At 71.8% G+C, this 15,370-nt stretch carries 13 protein-coding genes; 3 read left to right on the plus strand and 10 right to left on the minus strand.

Annotated elements, in window-relative coordinates:
* The first annotated feature begins 245 nt into the window (after window positions 1-245).
* Together ICW72_RS14890 and ICW72_RS14895 are read left to right on the plus strand one after the other, a co-directional pair.
* A complete protein-coding gene (locus tag ICW72_RS14890; protein ID WP_191083430.1) occupies window positions 246-878 on the plus strand; it encodes an esterase in 633 nt (210 codons plus the stop codon).
* Complete coding sequence (locus ICW72_RS14895) at window positions 875-3,010, plus strand: DUF294 nucleotidyltransferase-like domain-containing protein (protein ID WP_191083431.1); 2,136 nt, start codon at window positions 875-877, stop codon at window positions 3,008-3,010. The genes ICW72_RS14890 and ICW72_RS14895 overlap by 4 nt, the downstream gene beginning before the upstream one ends.
* A 21-nt stretch (window positions 3,011-3,031) precedes the next feature.
* Here the strand turns inward: ICW72_RS14895 and ICW72_RS14900 are convergent, their stop codons facing one another.
* From ICW72_RS14900 to ICW72_RS14940, 9 genes are all read right to left on the minus strand, one after another.
* On the minus strand, window positions 3,032-4,018 hold the full coding sequence (locus ICW72_RS14900; RefSeq protein WP_191083432.1) for a tripartite tricarboxylate transporter substrate binding protein: 987 nt from the start codon (window positions 4,016-4,018) through the stop codon (window positions 3,032-3,034).
* Between the two features lie 100 nt (window positions 4,019-4,118).
* The gene (locus ICW72_RS14905; RefSeq protein ID WP_191083433.1) at window positions 4,119-4,958 is read right to left on the minus strand and encodes an HpcH/HpaI aldolase/citrate lyase family protein; all 840 of its coding nucleotides are present in this window, start codon (window positions 4,956-4,958) and stop codon (window positions 4,119-4,121) included.
* Entirely contained in the window at window positions 4,955-6,187 is a 1,233-nt protein-coding gene (locus tag ICW72_RS14910; RefSeq protein WP_191083434.1) for a CaiB/BaiF CoA transferase family protein, read from the minus strand. The genes ICW72_RS14905 and ICW72_RS14910 overlap by 4 nt, the downstream gene beginning before the upstream one ends.
* A 138-nt stretch (window positions 6,188-6,325) precedes the next feature.
* The gene (locus ICW72_RS14915) at window positions 6,326-7,318 is read right to left on the minus strand and encodes a TAXI family TRAP transporter solute-binding subunit (protein ID WP_191083435.1); all 993 of its coding nucleotides are present in this window, start codon (window positions 7,316-7,318) and stop codon (window positions 6,326-6,328) included.
* A gap of 115 nt (window positions 7,319-7,433) precedes the next feature.
* Window positions 7,434-8,930 (minus strand): tripartite tricarboxylate transporter permease, encoded by a 1,497-nt coding sequence (locus ICW72_RS14920; protein WP_191083436.1) that lies wholly within the window; start codon window positions 8,928-8,930, stop codon window positions 7,434-7,436.
* Between the two features lie 18 nt (window positions 8,931-8,948).
* Window positions 8,949-9,380, minus strand: coding sequence for a tripartite tricarboxylate transporter TctB family protein (locus ICW72_RS14925; RefSeq protein WP_191083437.1), 432 nt, complete (start codon window positions 9,378-9,380; stop codon window positions 8,949-8,951).
* Between the two features lie 7 nt (window positions 9,381-9,387).
* A complete protein-coding gene (locus ICW72_RS14930; protein WP_191083438.1) occupies window positions 9,388-10,371 on the minus strand; it encodes a tripartite tricarboxylate transporter substrate binding protein in 984 nt (327 codons plus the stop codon).
* 115 nt (window positions 10,372-10,486) lie between these two features.
* The gene (locus ICW72_RS14935; RefSeq protein WP_191083439.1) at window positions 10,487-11,176 is read right to left on the minus strand and encodes a glutathione S-transferase family protein; all 690 of its coding nucleotides are present in this window, start codon (window positions 11,174-11,176) and stop codon (window positions 10,487-10,489) included.
* Between the two features lie 3 nt (window positions 11,177-11,179).
* Window positions 11,180-13,207: a hypothetical protein gene (locus ICW72_RS14940; RefSeq protein ID WP_191083440.1), complete on the minus strand. Its 2,028-nt coding sequence runs from the start codon at window positions 13,205-13,207 to the stop codon at window positions 11,180-11,182.
* 177 nt (window positions 13,208-13,384) lie between these two features.
* On the opposite strand from ICW72_RS14940, the gene ICW72_RS14945 reads away from it, so the two are divergent.
* On the plus strand, window positions 13,385-13,930 hold the full coding sequence (locus tag ICW72_RS14945) for a hypothetical protein (RefSeq protein ID WP_191083441.1): 546 nt from the start codon (window positions 13,385-13,387) through the stop codon (window positions 13,928-13,930).
* Here ICW72_RS14945 and ICW72_RS14950 read toward each other — a convergent pair.
* Window positions 13,881-15,329, minus strand: a complete 1,449-nt coding sequence (locus ICW72_RS14950; protein ID WP_223880616.1) for a cytochrome P450 — start codon at window positions 15,327-15,329, stop codon at window positions 13,881-13,883. The two genes, ICW72_RS14945 and ICW72_RS14950, sit on opposite strands and share 50 nt — an antisense overlap.
* Between the last annotated feature and the right edge of the window lie 41 nt (window positions 15,330-15,370).

A 15,370-nucleotide genomic window follows, 5' to 3' on the forward strand; every position in this document is an offset into this window, starting at 1 on the left:
AAACGCCAGTCCGTGCGTCTTCGGACCCACCCCCTGGTTGCACGCGCAAACATCCCGGGCCTTGGCCGGAGTCAGAATTTCGGTTCCGCACGGTGTCTGACCACCGATTGCTGCGCGAAACAATGGTCTCGCAACGAGGCAACGGGCGTCAAACAGAAATTCTGTCAATTTTCATGTGAAATTGTCGGTGTGCTTGCGGCTTCCCGCCGGCCCCCTGCACACTGGGCCGCAAAACGGGGGGTGACATGGCGGTGCAGGGCTGGATCGGGGCCATTTTCAAGGAGGCGCGCGGCCGCGCGGACTGGCCCGCGGCCGTGGAGGCCATCCGCGCCGGCGCCGCCTACCTGGCCCAGGGCGCCAGCTATTCCTACCTGCGCGCCCGTACATTGCTGGCCGGGCCGCGCCTGTTCCAGGACGCGGATTTCGGATTCGCGCTGACCATCTGCAAATGGGAGGGCTTCGGCGTCGCGGCGCAGGACCTCATCCTGATCCTGGAGGCGGAGCTGCGCGACCGCCTGCCGCCCGACCCCGAAGCCCGCGCCCCCGTGCTGGCCGCGCTCTACCGCGAGGTGCTGGAGAGCGAGGCGCTGCCCGAGCACCGCGCCACCTCCGGCTGGGATGACCTGGTGGCGGAGTTCGACGCGCGCCTGCCCGTCTTCCTCTCCCGCCCGCCCCTGAAGCCGGACGCCATCTCCATCGCCACCGCGCTGCGCCTGCTGGAACACGCCCCCATCGAGGAGAGCGTGCGCCAGGCCGACAAGATGATGGTGGTGAACAACGTGGCCTTCCGCTTCATCGAGTACCAGGCGAAGCTGCGCCGCAAGCTCGATCTGCCCGGCCTGGCCGAGGAGCTTTCGGCGCGGATGCGCGTGCCGTGACCATCTCCGCCGCCACGCCGCTGATCGCGCTGGAGGTGGCGGTGCTGGACACAGAGACCACGGGCCTCGACGTGCGGCAGGACCGCATCGTGCAGCTGGGCGCGATCCGGATGCGCGGCGCGGAATTGCTGCCCGACCCGCCCTTCGACCGCATCGTGAATCCCGGCATTCCCATCCCGCCCGTGGCCAGCCGCGTGCATGGGCTGACCGATGCCGATGTCGCGCCCCACCCGGCCTTTCCCGCCATCCTGCCCGAGCTGCTGCACTGGCTGGGCGATGCGGTGGTGGTCGGCCACTCCATCCATTTCGACCTGGCGGTGCTGCGGCACGAGGCGCGGCGCCACAACCTCCCCTGGCGCGAGCCGCGCGTGCTGGACGTGGGTTTCCTGGCGGCGGGGCTGGATCGCGGGCTGGTGGACACCTCGCTGGACGGGCTGGCGCTCGGCCTCGGCGTGGCGGTGGAGGGGCGGCACACCGCCTGGGGCGATGCCCAGGCCACCGCACGCATCTATGCCGCGCTGCTGCCGCGATTGCAGGCCGCCGGCATCCGCACGCTCGGCGAGGCCGAGACGCTCTCCCGCCGCGCCACCGACCTCATCGCCCGGCAGGAGCGCGCGGGCTGGTTCGACCGTGCCGCCGGCGGCGGGCGGCCCGACTATGCGCTGGCCGCCATGCGCGCGGGCGGGCAGCGGGCGACGGACAGCTTTCTCTACCGCACGCGCCTTGGGGATGTGATGTCGAGCCCCGTCATCGCCGTGCCCGAGACGGCGACGGTGCATGAGGCCGCGCAACTCATGCACGCGCGCGGCATCGGCAGCGTCTTCGTGGAGACGGGCGACGGCCACGGCATCGTGACCGAGCGCGACATGCTGCGCGCCATTGCCGAGGGTGGCGCCGAGGCCGCCCCCATCACGCGCTTCATGAGCCGCCCCGTGCTGTCGGCGCCCGCCGACACCTTCCTCTACCGCGCGCTCGGCCTCATGGCGCGGCGGCATCTGCGCTATCTGGGCGTGACCGAGGGCGGGCGGCTGGCCGGCATCTTCACGCTGCGCACCCTGCTGCGCGAACGCGCCCTGGCCACGCTGGCCGTGGGCGACGAGATCGCGGCCGCGACGGGGGCCGCCGACCTCGCGCGGGTGCAGGCGGCGCTGCCGGGCCTCGCCGCCGGGCTGCTGGCCGATGGGCTGGAGGCGCGGGCCGTCGCCGCCATCATCGCCGCCGAGAACCGCGCCATGACCGCCCGCGCCGCCGAACTGGCCGAGGCGGAGCTTTTTCAAGAAGGGGGGGGCCCGCCGCCCGCGGACTACGCGCTGCTGGTTCTGGGCTCGGGCGGCCGGGGCGAGAGCCTGCTGGCGCCGGACCAGGACAATGCGCTGGTCATCGCCGATGACTATGCGGGCGACCTGGACGCGGCGGAGGATTGGTTCACGCGCCTCGCCACCCGCGTGAACGAGATGCTGGACCAGGCGGGCATCCCGCTCTGCAAGGGCGGTGTCATGGCGCGCAACCGCCCCTGGCGGCGGCGGCTTTCGGAATGGCGGACGCAGCTGGCGGAATGGGCGCGGCGGCCGGAGCCGGCCGCGATGCTGAACCTCGACATCTTCTATGACTTCACGCTTGCCCATGCGCCGAGCGCAGGCGGCGCGGCACTGGCCGAGGCGTTGCGCGAAGCCGCAACCGAGACGGCGCGCGGCGCGCCCGCCCTGCTGCGCGCCATGGGCGAGATCGCGGGCGGGCACACGGCGCCGCTCGGCCTGTTCGGGCGCATCCGGCGCGATGAGGCGGGGCGGGTGGACCTGAAATCGGGGGCGCTGCTGCCCATCACGGCCGGGGCGCGGGTCATCGCGCTGCGCCATGGCGTCACCGCGCTGTCCACGCCCCAGCGGCTGCGCCAGGCGGCGGAGCGGGCGGGGCGGGGCGAGACGGATGCCGCGCTGCTGGCCGATGTGCACGGCTTCCTGTTGCGCCTGTTGCTGGCGCAGCAGATCGCGGACCTGGAAGCCGGCATCACCCCCGGCAACCGGGTGGAACTGGCGCGCCTGTCGCGCCAGGACCAGGACCATCTGAAGGACGCGCTGGGCCGCATCGAGACGATGCGCGAGATGCTGCGCGACCTGCTGCAGGGGGTGTGAGCCCCCACGCAGCAAACCAGCCTAGATCCGCAGGTTCAGGCGCCGGATCATCACGCCCTCCTCCTCGAAGGTCCGACGGGCGAAGGCGGCGTAGTCCTCGCTGTTCATGTACCAGGGCAGCATGTCGTAGCGGTCCAGCACGTCGAGATGCGCGCGGTCCTCCAGCGCCTCCTTGAAGGCGTCGTGCAGCTTGGCCACGATCTCGGCCGGGATGCCCTTGGGCCCCGCGAAACCATAGGGCGAGGCGGAGACGACCGGCACGCCCACCTCCTGCAGCGTCGGCACGTCGGGGAAGCGCTTGGCGCGCTCACGCCCCCACACCGCCAGCACGCGCACGCGGCCGTCCAGCGCCAGCGGCGCCCAGCCCGAGCTGTCGGCCAGCACGTCAATCTGCCCGCCCAGCAGGGCGGCGATGTTCTCCGCGAAGCCGCGGAAGGGCACGTGCAGGAACTCGGCGCCGGCGGCCAGCGCGATCTGCTCCATCGTGATGTGCAGCGAGGTGCCGACCCCCGGCGAGCCGTAGGAGATGCGGCCCGGCTGCGCCTTCGCGCGCTCGATCAGCTCCTGGTGGGTGCGGATGGGGCTGTCGGCGCGCACCACGGTCCCGAACAGGTAGCCCGTCAGGTGGATGACGTAGGTGAAGTCCTCCAGCGGGTTGAACAGCGGGCGCTGCACCATCTGCGGGTGGCGAAAGACGCTGATGGGCAGCTGGCCCAGCGTATAGCCATCGGGCTGCGCCTGCGCGACGGCCTGCGGGCCGATGACGCCGCCGGCACCGGGCCGATTTTCGATGGTGATGGGCTGGCCCAGCTTGCGCGACGCGATTTCCGCGATGGCGCGCATCTGCATGTCGGTGCTGCCGCCCGGCGTCCAGGGGCAGATCAGGCGGATGGGGCGGTTGGGGAAGGGCGACTGGCCGATGGCGGGCGTGGCGAGGGATGCGGCGCCGGCGGCGCCCAGCATGAAGGTGCCACGGCGGCTGATGCCGCCCGCGCGGATGATGGTCATGGGTTTTATCCTCCCGGTGGATCGCCGGACGCGCCAAGGCACGCCGACTGGTCGAGGCGCAGTTTGGAACCGCGAGCCCCCGGGCGCAACCCGCGCCCCGTCAGCCGCCCGCGAGTGCCAGCGTGCGCCGCGCGCGGATGAGGATGGGCTCATCCACCATCATGCCATCCACCACGAAGGAACCGCGGCCTTCGCGCGCGGCTTCCTCGGCGGCCGCGAGTTGCCGCCGCGCGAGGTCCACCTCGGCGGCACTGGGCGAGAAACCCTCGTTCAGGATGGGCACGACCGTGGGGTGGATGCAGCTCGCCCCCACCAGCCCCGCGCGGCGGGACCGCGCGACCAGGGCGCGCAGCTTCTCCGTGTCGCGATAGTCGGCCACGGTGCCGAGCGTGCCGAGCGGCGCGACACCCGCCGCGACGGCGGCCAGCACCATCTGCCGCTTGGCGAGCGCGATGATCTCGTCATCCGGCGCCGCGCCGATCTCGGCCGCCAGGTCCTCCGCGCCGATCAGCAGGCCCGCGACCAGCGGTGAGGCGCGCGCCATCTCCGCCATGCGCGGCAGGGCGGCGGCGGTCTCGATCATCACGATCATGCGCATGGGGCGGGGTGCGGCGGCCAGCATTTCGGCCGTCAACTGCACATGGTCCGGCCCCAGCGCCTTGGTCAGCAGGATGCCATCGGCGCCCGCGGCGATGGCGGCCTCGATGTCGCCGACCGCGATCGAGAGCGGGCGGTTCACGCGCACCAGCACATCGGCGCCGCCGCCGCGCGCGGTGGGCACCGCCTCGGCCAGGGCGGTGCGCGCCTCGGCTTTGCGGTCGGCGGGCACGCTGTCCTCCAAATCCAGCAGCACGGCATCGGCGCCGGAAGTGGCCGACTTCGCCACGAAGCGCGGCACGTTCGCCGGCACATAGAGCATGGAGCGCCAGATGCGGTTCATGGATTGCGTCCTCCGTCGAGCACCACGCCGGCGGCGCGCAGCCGGGCGAGTTCGGCCTCGCCCAGCAGCGGCGCCAGCAGCGCGTCATTGTCCTGGCCGAGCGCGGGGGCGGCGTTGCGCTGGATGCCGGGCGTGGCCGAGAGGCGCGCCGTCTCCCCCGCCGTGGGCAGCCAGCCGCCGGGCATTTCTTCGTCCGGCACCTCGATCAGCGCCTCGCGGCCCGCGACGTAGGGGTCCCGCGCGAGGCCGGCCACGTCCATGATAGGGCCGATGGTGACACCGTCGCGGTCGAACTGCGCCAGCGCCTGCTCCATCGTCAGCCGCGCGATGGCGTCGCGCACCACGCCGTCAATCTCGTCGAGGTGGCGGATGCGGTCGGCATTGGTGCGGAAGCGCGGGTCCTCCACCAGCTCGGGCCGGCCGATGCTTTTCATCAGCTTCACGAACATGGCTTGCGTCGAGCTGGACAGGCCCACCCACCCACCATCCTTCGTGCGATAGGCGTTGCGCGGCGCGGTGTTGGTGCTGCGGCTGCCGGTGCGCGGCTTCACCTTTCCGGTGATGCGGTGGTTGGCCATCTGCGGCTCCAGCACCGTGAAGATGGGCTCGAAGAGGGAGAGGTCCATCACCTGGCCCTGGCCGGTGGCCTCGGCGTGGCGCAGCGCGATCATGGCGGTGGCCGCGCCATACAGCCCCGCATAGGCATCGGCCATGAACATGGGCGGCAGCACGGGTTCGCGGTCCTCAAAGCCGTTCAGCGCCGCGAAGCCCGAATAGCCCTCCACCAGCGTGCCGAAGCCGGGCTTGTGCGCGAAGGGCCCGGTCTGCCCCCAGCCCGAGATGCGCGCGATGACGAGGCGCGGGTTGATCTCGTGCAGCGTGGCGGGCGACAGCCCCATCTCCTCCAGCACGCCCGGGCGGAAGCTTTCCACCAGCATGGCCGCCCCTTCCGCGAGGCGCTTCACGATCATGATGGCGTCGGGCCGGCGCAGGTCGAGGCAGAGACTGCGCTTGTTGCGGCACCAGGTCTTCCAGGAGGTCTCGATGCCGCCGACCTTCCAGGCGCGCAGGGAATCACCCGCGGGCGGTTCGACCTTGATGACCTCGGCGCCGTGGTCCGCCAGCACCTTCGTCAGCATGTTGCCGGCGACGAGGCGCGAGAGGTCCACGACCCGCACGCCCTCCAGCGCGCCGCGCGCCTCCGCGTCGAATTCCCGCCGCGTGAGCATTCGCTTCGCCTCCCTCGAACCTGGGGGCGACGCTATGGGCTGCCCCGGGACGGGTCAATGCGACCCGCCCCGGAAGCGTTTCGGCGACCGATTCACCGCTTCGGCGATGCCGCCTCCGCGGATCAGGCGCCTTGCACCTCAGGCGCCGACGAGGTTGTCGGGGATGTTCTGGCCCACCTCGCGCAGGTAGCGCGCGGCACCGGGGTGGTAGGGCAGGAAGGTGTTCTTGCTGGCGTTCTCGGCCAGCGTCTCCGAACCCGCCGCGATGGCCTGGCGCAGCCGCGCATTCTGGCCCAGCACCGCCTTCGTCATCTCATAGGCCAGCGTCTCGGGCAGGCTGTGATGCGCGATGGCGAAGTTGAACATGCCCACCACGTTCAGCGCGCGGCCGGCCGTGCGATAGGTGTTGGCGGGCAGGGTGCTGGCCGTCAGCTCGGGGAAGCGTTCGGTCAGGGTGCGCGTCTCGGCCGCGGTGAAGTCGATGAAGTTCACCTCGCCCTGCGTCTCCGCCTCGGAGAAGGCCGGGATGGGCACGCCGGAGGCGAAGAGGAAGGCGTCCAGCAGCCCGTCCTGCAGCTGGCCCGACATGTCGCTGCCCGAGCCGAAGCGGATGGCGGCGGGGCGGATGTTCAGCGCCTCGAACATCAGCGGGAAATAGGTGCCGGGCGTGCCGCCGCGCGGGCCCACGCCGACATTCTTGCCCGCGAGCGCGGCCATGTTCGTCAGCCCGCTGCGGCGCAGCGTGATGCCGTGGAAGGGCGTGTCATACATGGGGAACAGCGCGCGGATGTCGCGGAAGCGGTTGCCCTGCGTCCAGGGGGCCGAGCCGTTCCAGGCCTGGAGCGCGACACCCATGGTGACCATGCCGACTTCCACTTCGCGGCGCTGCACCAGGATGATGTTCTGGTTCGGGCCCTGCGTGGTGCGGTAGGAGATGTTCACGCCCGTGGCTTCCTGCGCCAGGCCGCCCCAGGCGGGTCCATACAGCGCGTAGGTGCCGCCGGGGGCGGCGGTGCCCATGGTGATGGCGCGGGGCCAGGAGGCATCGCGGGGCTGGGCGAAGGCCCGGCCCATCAGGGCGGGCGCGGCGAGGCCGAGCGCGGTGCCGGCCAGCAGGATGCGACGTTGCATGTTTCTATAACCTCCCGTGACGTGATCGCGCCGCGTGTCAGTCCGCGCGGCGCCGTGCCTCATTCGTGGCGACCCTTCGGGTTAACCACGGATGGCCCGGCCAGATCAATGCGGCTCAGCCCAGCCCCACCCGCTTCGCCAGCCGCGCGCGGATCAGCGGCACGGCCAGCACCACCAGGATCATCGCGATCACGATCTGCGACACCACCGAGGAGACGAGCTGGATATAGTCCCCCTGCGCGATGATCAGCGCCAGGCGCAGGTTGCTTTCCGCCATGCCGCCCAGCACCACGCCCAGCACCACCGGGGCGAGGGGGAAGCGCAGGCGGTCCATGCAGTAGCCGATGAGGCCGAAGCCGAACATCAGGTACACGTCGAACATGCTGTCCTGCACGCTGTAGACGCCCACCACGCAAAGCCCCAGTACGCAGGGCGCCAGCAGCGCGGAGGGAATGCGCAGCACATTGGCGAAGAGGCGGCTGGCCACCACGCCGCCGAAGAAGATGATCAGCACGCTGGTGATCAGCATCTGGATCATGAAGCCATAGACCACGTCGCCATGGTCGCGGAACAGCGCCGGCCCGGGCTGCAAGCCATGGATCAGCAGCCCGCCCAGGATGATGGCCGTCACCGCGCTGCCGGGAATGCCCAGCGTCAGCGCCGGGATCAGCGCGGCCGCGTTGTCCGCGTTGTTGCCGCATTCGGCGGCCGCGATGCCGTTCTCACTGCCCTGGCCGAAGCTCTCCGGGTCCTTCGAGGCGCGCTTCTCCTCGTTGTAGGCGAGGAAGGCCGCGAGCGAGCCGCCCGCGCCTGGCAGAATGCCGATGGCGATGCCGATCAGCGAGGAGCGGATCCAGGTGCGGATGAACTTCGTCCAGCCATGGAACAGCCCCACCGAGGCGCGCAGCACGGCCATGCCTTCCCCGGCCTTTCGCCGCGCGGCCTCCTCGGCCAGCATGAAGATGGGCGGCAGCGCGTAGAGGCCGGTCAGCACCACCACCACATGCAGCCCGCCGGCCAGGTTCATGTCGTCGAAGGTGAAGCGTTCATGGCCCGAGACGCCGTCAATGCCCACCGTGCCCAGCAGCAGGCCGAAGCAGGCGGCGATGAGGCCTTTCACCGGGTCCTTGCCCAGCAGCACCGAGACGCTGCACAGGCCGAACACCGCCACCCAGAAATACTCCGCCGGGCCGAAGAGCAGCGTCACCTGCACCAGCGGCGGCGCGAGCGCGATGAGCGCGATGGCGGACGCCATGCCGCCCACGGTGGAGGACAGGCAGGAGATCTGCAGCGCGCGCGCCGCATCGCCCCGCTGCGCCATGGGGTAGCCGTCCAGCGTGGTGCAGACGGCGGCCGGCGTGCCGGGAATCCGCAGCAGCACGGCGGGGATGGCGCCGCCATACATGGCGCCATTGTAGATGCCCGCCATCATGCCCAGCGCCACCAGCGGCTCCATGCCGAAGGTCAGCGGGATCAGCACCGCGATGCCCATGGTGGCGGACAATCCCGGCAGCGCGCCGATGATGATGCCGCCTATGGTGCCCACCACCATGGCCAGCACGTTCTGCCAGGCAAAGACGCCCGGGATCGCATGGAGCAGCCCGTCCCACATGGCGCGTTGTCCGTCCGGTCAGTTGTCGAAGAGGAAGCCGGGCGGCAGGCGCCGGCTGAAGGCGGCGACGAAGACGAGCCACACCGCGCCCGTGAAGGCCGCGCTGGACGCCAGCACCAGGAGCGGCCGGCGCAGGCCGAGGGTGAACGCCAGCACCGCCACGAAGACGAAGGTCGCGGGGAAATACCCCACCGGCTCCACGGCGATGATGTAGAGGGCCGTCAGCCCCACCGTGATGGCGAGGTTCCGGGCATGCTCGACGAAGGGCATGTCCGGCGCGGCACGGCGCAGCCCGGCCGTGAACATCGCCACGGCCAGGATGCCCATGGCGCCCAGGATCAGGCGCGGGAACATGGCGGCGTCCGTCGCCACCCCTTGCAGATCGTACCAGCCGCCCGCCACCAGCAGCAGGATGAACAGGGCGGCGATGCTGTCGCGGTGCAGGGCCATGGCGGGATCAGCGGCGCCAGGGGTCCTCGCGCCAGAGTCGCCCGATCTCCTCGTTCAGCTGCGTCAGGTAGGTGCGGTACTCCTCCCGCGGCATGGGCGCGAGGAAGAGCAGCTGCTCGCGCGCCTTCACCTGGAATTCGGGGTCCGCCAGCGAGGCGGTGACGGCGTTGGACAGGCGCTCGATGATCTCGGTCGGCGTGCCGGCGGGCACGGCGAGGCCACGGTCGGACCCCGCGACGACGTCAATGCCCTGCTCGCGCATGGTCTTGGCGTCGGGCAGCTCGTCCCAGCGGTTGGCGGCCATGAAGCCGAGGTTGCGGATCTGCCCCTCCTTCACGAAGGGCGCGGCCTCGCCGATGCCGAAGGTGCTGGCCATGATGTGCCGGCCCAGCAGGGCGGTGCGGTTGGGCGCGGTGCCGGGGAAGGGCACCAGCGTCGCGCGGATGTCCACCTTCCGCATGAAGGCGAGCGTGGCGAGATGCATGGCCGAGCCCGTGCCCTGCATGCCGATGGTCATGCGGCCGGGATTCGCCTTCGCCCAGGCCACCAGCTGGTCAATGGTCTGGAATTCGCTGGACGGGTGGACGTTGATCGAGGCCGGGTCGGAGACGAGGTTCGCGACGAACTCGAAGCTCTCGAAGGTGTAGCGCGTGCGGCGCTCATGCGGGATCGTGATGAAGGCCGGCGCGTTCAGCATGCCGATGGTGTGGCCATCCGGCCGCGCCTGCGCGAGCTGCGTGAAGCCGATCTCACCACCCGGCCCCGGACGGTTCACCACGCCGATGCGCGCGCCGCCGCCCAGATGCTTTTCCATGAAGGGTGCGAGGGTGCGGGCCAGGATGTCCGTGCCGCCGCCCGCCGCGAAGCCGATGAGCAATTCGATGGGGCGCGAGGGCCAGCTTTGCGCGCTTGCGTGGGGGACAATGGCCGGCGTGGCGAGCACCCCCATGGCGGTGGCGGACAGCAGGCTCCGGCGGTGAAGGCGCGTCATGGCGTTGGCTCCCGTTCTGTTCTGTTTCATGGACACAGACGCCCGCCGGCGCCCGCCTCCCCCTGTGGGGGCGCACGGTAACACGGGAGGGCGCGCGGTCAACGTGAAGGCGGCCTCAGGCCTCGGCGCTGGGGGTGGCGCGGGCCAGGCCGCCATAGGCGTCCAGCATGCGTTCGCGCCAGGACCAGACGGGATCATCCTCGGCCAGCAGGCGCAGCGGGCTGGCGCCGCGCGCCCACATGAAGGCGCCCATCACCACATGGTCCGCGTAGTCGGGCGCTTCGCCGCCGAGGAAGGGCTGTGCCGCGACGGCGTCGCGCAGCGGCGTGAGCATGGCGCGGAATTCCGGCAAGCGCGCCTCACGGTCGCGCGTCACTTCCGCGAGCTTCATGCCGAAGCGCTTTTCCCGGCTTGCGATGAAGTAGCTCCGCGCCTTCTCGTCCAGCAAGGGCGGCACGTCCGAGACGATCAGCCGGATCAGCGCCGCATGGAACACCGTCCCGGTCCAGGACTGGATGAAGCGATAGGCCGGGGCGCCGCCCGGCATCAGGGTGGGAAGCTCCGGATAGGCCTCGTCGAGATGGCGCGCGATGGCGAAGGAATCCGGCACCACGCGGCCGCCATCCACCAGCACGGGCACCTTGTCATGCTTCGCGAAGGCGAGGCGCTCCGTTTCGGTGAAGCGCCAGGGAATGCTCTCGAAGTCGAGGCCCTTGTGCGCCAGCGCGAAGCGGCTGCGCCAGCAGAAGGGGCTGAAGATCCGCGCCGGGTCGGAGCCGCAGAGTTCGTAGAGTTGCCGCGCCATGGCTCAGCCCTCCCAGGCCACGACGCGCTGGGCGGCGTTGCGCCAGGCGGTCCAGGCGGCATCGGCGGCGCGGCCGCTGCGTTCGGCCGCGAGCGAGGCGGCGTTCAACGCGACGCGCGCGGGCTCGCGCTCGGCGCCCGTGCGGTCTTCCAGCGCGCGGCGGGCGCGCAGCAGGGCGGCTTCCGCGGCGGCATGGTCGCGGGCGGCGGTGCGGAAGGCGTCCATCAGGCGCAGGGCCTCGGCATAGGCGGTGATCAGCCCCTCCAGCCCGGTGCGGCCTTCGGCGCCGGCGGGCAGGCGTTCCAGCACCTCGCGCAGCGCGGCCAGGCGGTCGGTGCCGCCGGGCAGTCGGGCGGTGTCGCGGTCCAGCGCCAGGTCGCGCCAGATGGGGGGCAGGGGCTCGGGCAGGGCCGGGTCCCAGAGGGGGATGGTGCGGGTGGAGCGGCGTTCCCACTCGAAGCCGTGCTCGGCGGCGGCGCCTTCCAGCGTCACCTCCACGCGCAGCCCGAAATCCCCCTCTGCGACGGGCTGGAATTGCGGGGTCTCGCCGCGCCGCGTGGGCAGGTCCAGCACCAGCGTGCCGCGCTGGGCACCGCCATCCACCGCCAGCCGTAGCCGGTGCAAGGCGCGCTGCGCGACCAGCACCGCGCCGCGGCGGAAGGTGACGCCGGTGGGCTCGGTGCGGTCATCCCGCGCGGCGTTGAGCCGCACGCCCTGGTCGCGCCCGAAGGCCAGCAGCCGGGTCGCGCCCGCCGGCATGCCGGGCAATTGCGCATCGCCCAGGAAGCCGTCCGTCTCGGCGCCCTGGCTGCCATAGATGGTGGCGAGGCCCGGCGGCAGCGGGTGGTCCGCCGCGTTGCGGAGGCGCAGCGCCTGGAGCGGGTGGCGCGCGGCCAAATCCTGCACCCACCACACCCGCTCGGCCGGCAGGCGCATGTCGAGGAAGGGCACATTGGCCGTCTCGCCCGCCTGGATGGTCACGGGGTCCACCAGCACGAAGGCCACCCGGCCGAGCGAGGCCTCGGCGGCCACAGGGGGCGCGGCGGGGGCAGCTTCCGCCACCGGCGCCGAGGCAGGGGCGGGCGCGGGCAGCGCGAAGGCGCGGGCCAAGGGGGCGGGCGCGGGCGTGGGCTGGGGGCGGTCACCCGTGTCGGGCCGCGCCTCCACCTGGCCGCTGCCCTCGATGGGCAGCTCGATGCGCGGCAGCAGCACGGGGGTGTAGAGCGCCTGGCGGAAAGCCGCCGCCTCGCTGGACACCAGCGAGAGCCGGATGCCCGACCAATCGCTGCCGGTGAGGTTCTCCACCACCGCCCAGCCCATCAGCCGCGCCTCGGCACCCGTCTCGCCGAAGCCCGGCACGGTGATGCGCCAGGAGGGCTTCCACAGCGGCGCGCCGGCCACATAGGCCGCGGCGATCTCGCGCGGGGCATTGGCGCCCGCGCGCAGCGCCACGGTGACGGTGCGCGTGTCGGCCGTGCGCGTCTCCGCCAGCGCGGCGGCGGCGCGGGCCAGGCGCGCGGCGAGACCGGCGTCGCGCAGCTGCACCTCGTCGGCGGGGTCGAGGGTGAGGGCGCGCAGGCCCGTCGCGGTCAGCAGCGTCAGGCGCAGGCGGCCCTCATGCTCGGCGGCCTCGGCGATGCGGCCCTCGATGGCGCCGACCGTCACCTCCTGCCCGCGCAGCGCGTTGAACAGGGCGGCGCGGCTGTCGAAATCGTGGGGGCGCAGCGGCAGGCCGCGGAAGGCCTCGGCGGCGAGGTCCTGGGCCGGCAGGCGCACCCCCTCCACGCGCCCGGCCGGGTCCGCGACCACCAGCGAGCGCAGGATGTCGTCCACATCGGCCAGCGGCACGCGGAAGGTCACGGCGCCCGCATCGGGCGCCACCATGCCGCCGCGCATGATCTGCGCGAGGCCGGCGGAGGAGAGCATCACCCCCCGCACCGGCAATTCCGTAGCCAGGACCGGTGTGGCGAGAACCAGCAGGAGGGCAGGCAGCAAATTGCGGTGGATCATGGGCTTGGCCTCCGTGTGCATGCGGGGCGCGTGGGCGCCCGCCCCGGCATCTGACCATGGCGGCCCGCCCCCGGCCACCCGCCTGCAACCGTCCAGGCGGCGGCTACGTTCAAACCTGTGTGACCTTCGGCCTCATCTATTTTAATTGAAAGTTGATGGTCGGAGCAATATTTTGCACTAAAGTTTAGGGGAAACGCCATGGACAGCGTCGCAGCGGATCGGGTCGCGGCAGGCCGGCTCTGGCAGGGCCTTTCCGAGCCCAGCCGTGCCATGTGGGCCGCCGATCGCTATTTCGCCCTCCTGGGCCGGCCGATGATGCAGGTGCGCCGCGAGAATGGCGAGGCCGTGCTCCTGGCGCTGGACCCCGCCACGGGCGCGTTTCTCCCCAGCTACGCCTTGCAGAACCGGTACCGTGACGGGCTGCTCGACGCGCAGCCGCTGGACCACGCCGCTTTCCACGCCCTGGTGCGGCGTTGGCGTGCCCGGGCGCTGGCCGAGTGCGAGGCCAGCCCCATCCTCTGGACGCGCACCACCGATGCGGATTTTCCCTATGCCGCCACCCGCGCGGGCCAGAAGCTGGCGCTGCGCTGCGGCGGCAACCTGGCGGAGCCGTCCTGGACCCTCTTCGCCGCCGGCGAGGAGGTGGGCGAACTCACCGCCTGGCCCGCCGCCTGGAATTGCGAGGAGCCGCGCGTCAGCGCCGCGCGAGCCGCATGGGCAGCGTCTCGCCTGGCCGCAGGCTGAGGCGGCTGACGGCCTCGGCCACATGGCCGGGGCGCAGGCGCGGGCGGAAATGCTGGGCCAGCGTCGCCACCGCGATCATCGCCTCGTAGAGGCCGAAATGCTGCCCGGTGCAGATGCGCGGCCCCAGCGCGAAGGGCAGGTAGGTGAAGCGCGCGGGCGGCGGGGCGCCGGGCAGGAAGCGCTCGGGCCGGAACGCGTCGGGGTCCTGCCAATGGGCGCGGTGGCGGTGCACCACCCAGGGGGCCACGATGACGATGCTGCCCTTGGGCACCGGCACGCCCGTCACCTCCGTGTCCATCGCCGCCTCGCGCGCCAGCAGCGGGATGGGCGGGTAGAGGCGCAGCGTCTCCTCCACCACCGCCCGCGTGTAGGGCAGGTTCGGCAAATCCTCGAAGCCCGGGGCGCGGCCGCCCAGCACCCGGTCCAGCTCCTCGTGCAGCGCGGCTTCGGCCCAGGGCGCCTGGGAGAGCAGGAACCACACCCAGGCCATGACATTGGCCGTGGTCTCGTGCCCCGCCATGAAGATGGTGATGGCCTCGTTGCGGAAGGCCTCGCGCGTCATGCCGGGGTGGGAGGCCATGCCGGCCACCAGGGAAAGCTCGCCCCCGGCGGCGTTCAGCACCTCCTCGATCAGCCCGTCCACCACGCGATGGATGCGCCGCACCTCGCCGCGCCGCAGCAGCCCGTTCAGCCGGGGCGTCCAGTCCGGCAGGCCGATGACGGAGGTGAGGTCGGTGTTGGAAATCCGCGCCTGGTAGCGCGCGAAGGCCTCGACCACCGTCGCGGTCGCGCGGCGGCCCACGGCCGTGCCGAAGATGGTGCGGCCGATGACCTCGGCGGTGAAGCGGCCCATCTCTTCCAGCATGTCCAGCTCGGCGCCCTCCGGCAGGGCGGCCCAGGCGTCGCGGGTTTCAACGGCGACCGCCGTCATCACGGGGGTCAGGCTCGCCATGCGCGAAGGGTGGGTGACGGATTGCACCACCCGCCGCCTTTCCTTCCACACCAACCCGTCCGAGATCAGCAGCCCGTCGCCCAGCAGGGGTTCGAGGGCGTGGCGCATCTGCGGCGACTTGCGCTCGAACGCCTCCGGCTGGCCGATCATCACCGACTGGATGGCCGGCGGCATGTTGAAGACGAAGATGTTGCGGCTGAGCACCTTCATCCGGATGTGCGACTGGTCGAAGAACTGCTCGCTCCAGACGCCCAGCAGGTTGCGCCGCGCGATCAGGAACAGCCGCCAGATGGGCAGCCGCCCGCGGTGCCGGGACGGGCGGGGGGGCAGGTAGGGCTCGGCCGGGGGGAGGGGAATGCTCAGGCGGCGGCCTCGGACCAGGGGAGGGAACCCAGGCGGTAGACCAGCCCCGGGCGCGATGTCCAGGAGGATGGCCCTACAGGGCATCTTATGATGAGGCGTCACATGGGGAAACGCGATGTGAACAC

Source organism: Roseococcus microcysteis (assembly GCF_014764365.1).
GTDB lineage: Bacteria > Pseudomonadota > Alphaproteobacteria > Acetobacterales > Acetobacteraceae > Roseococcus > Roseococcus microcysteis.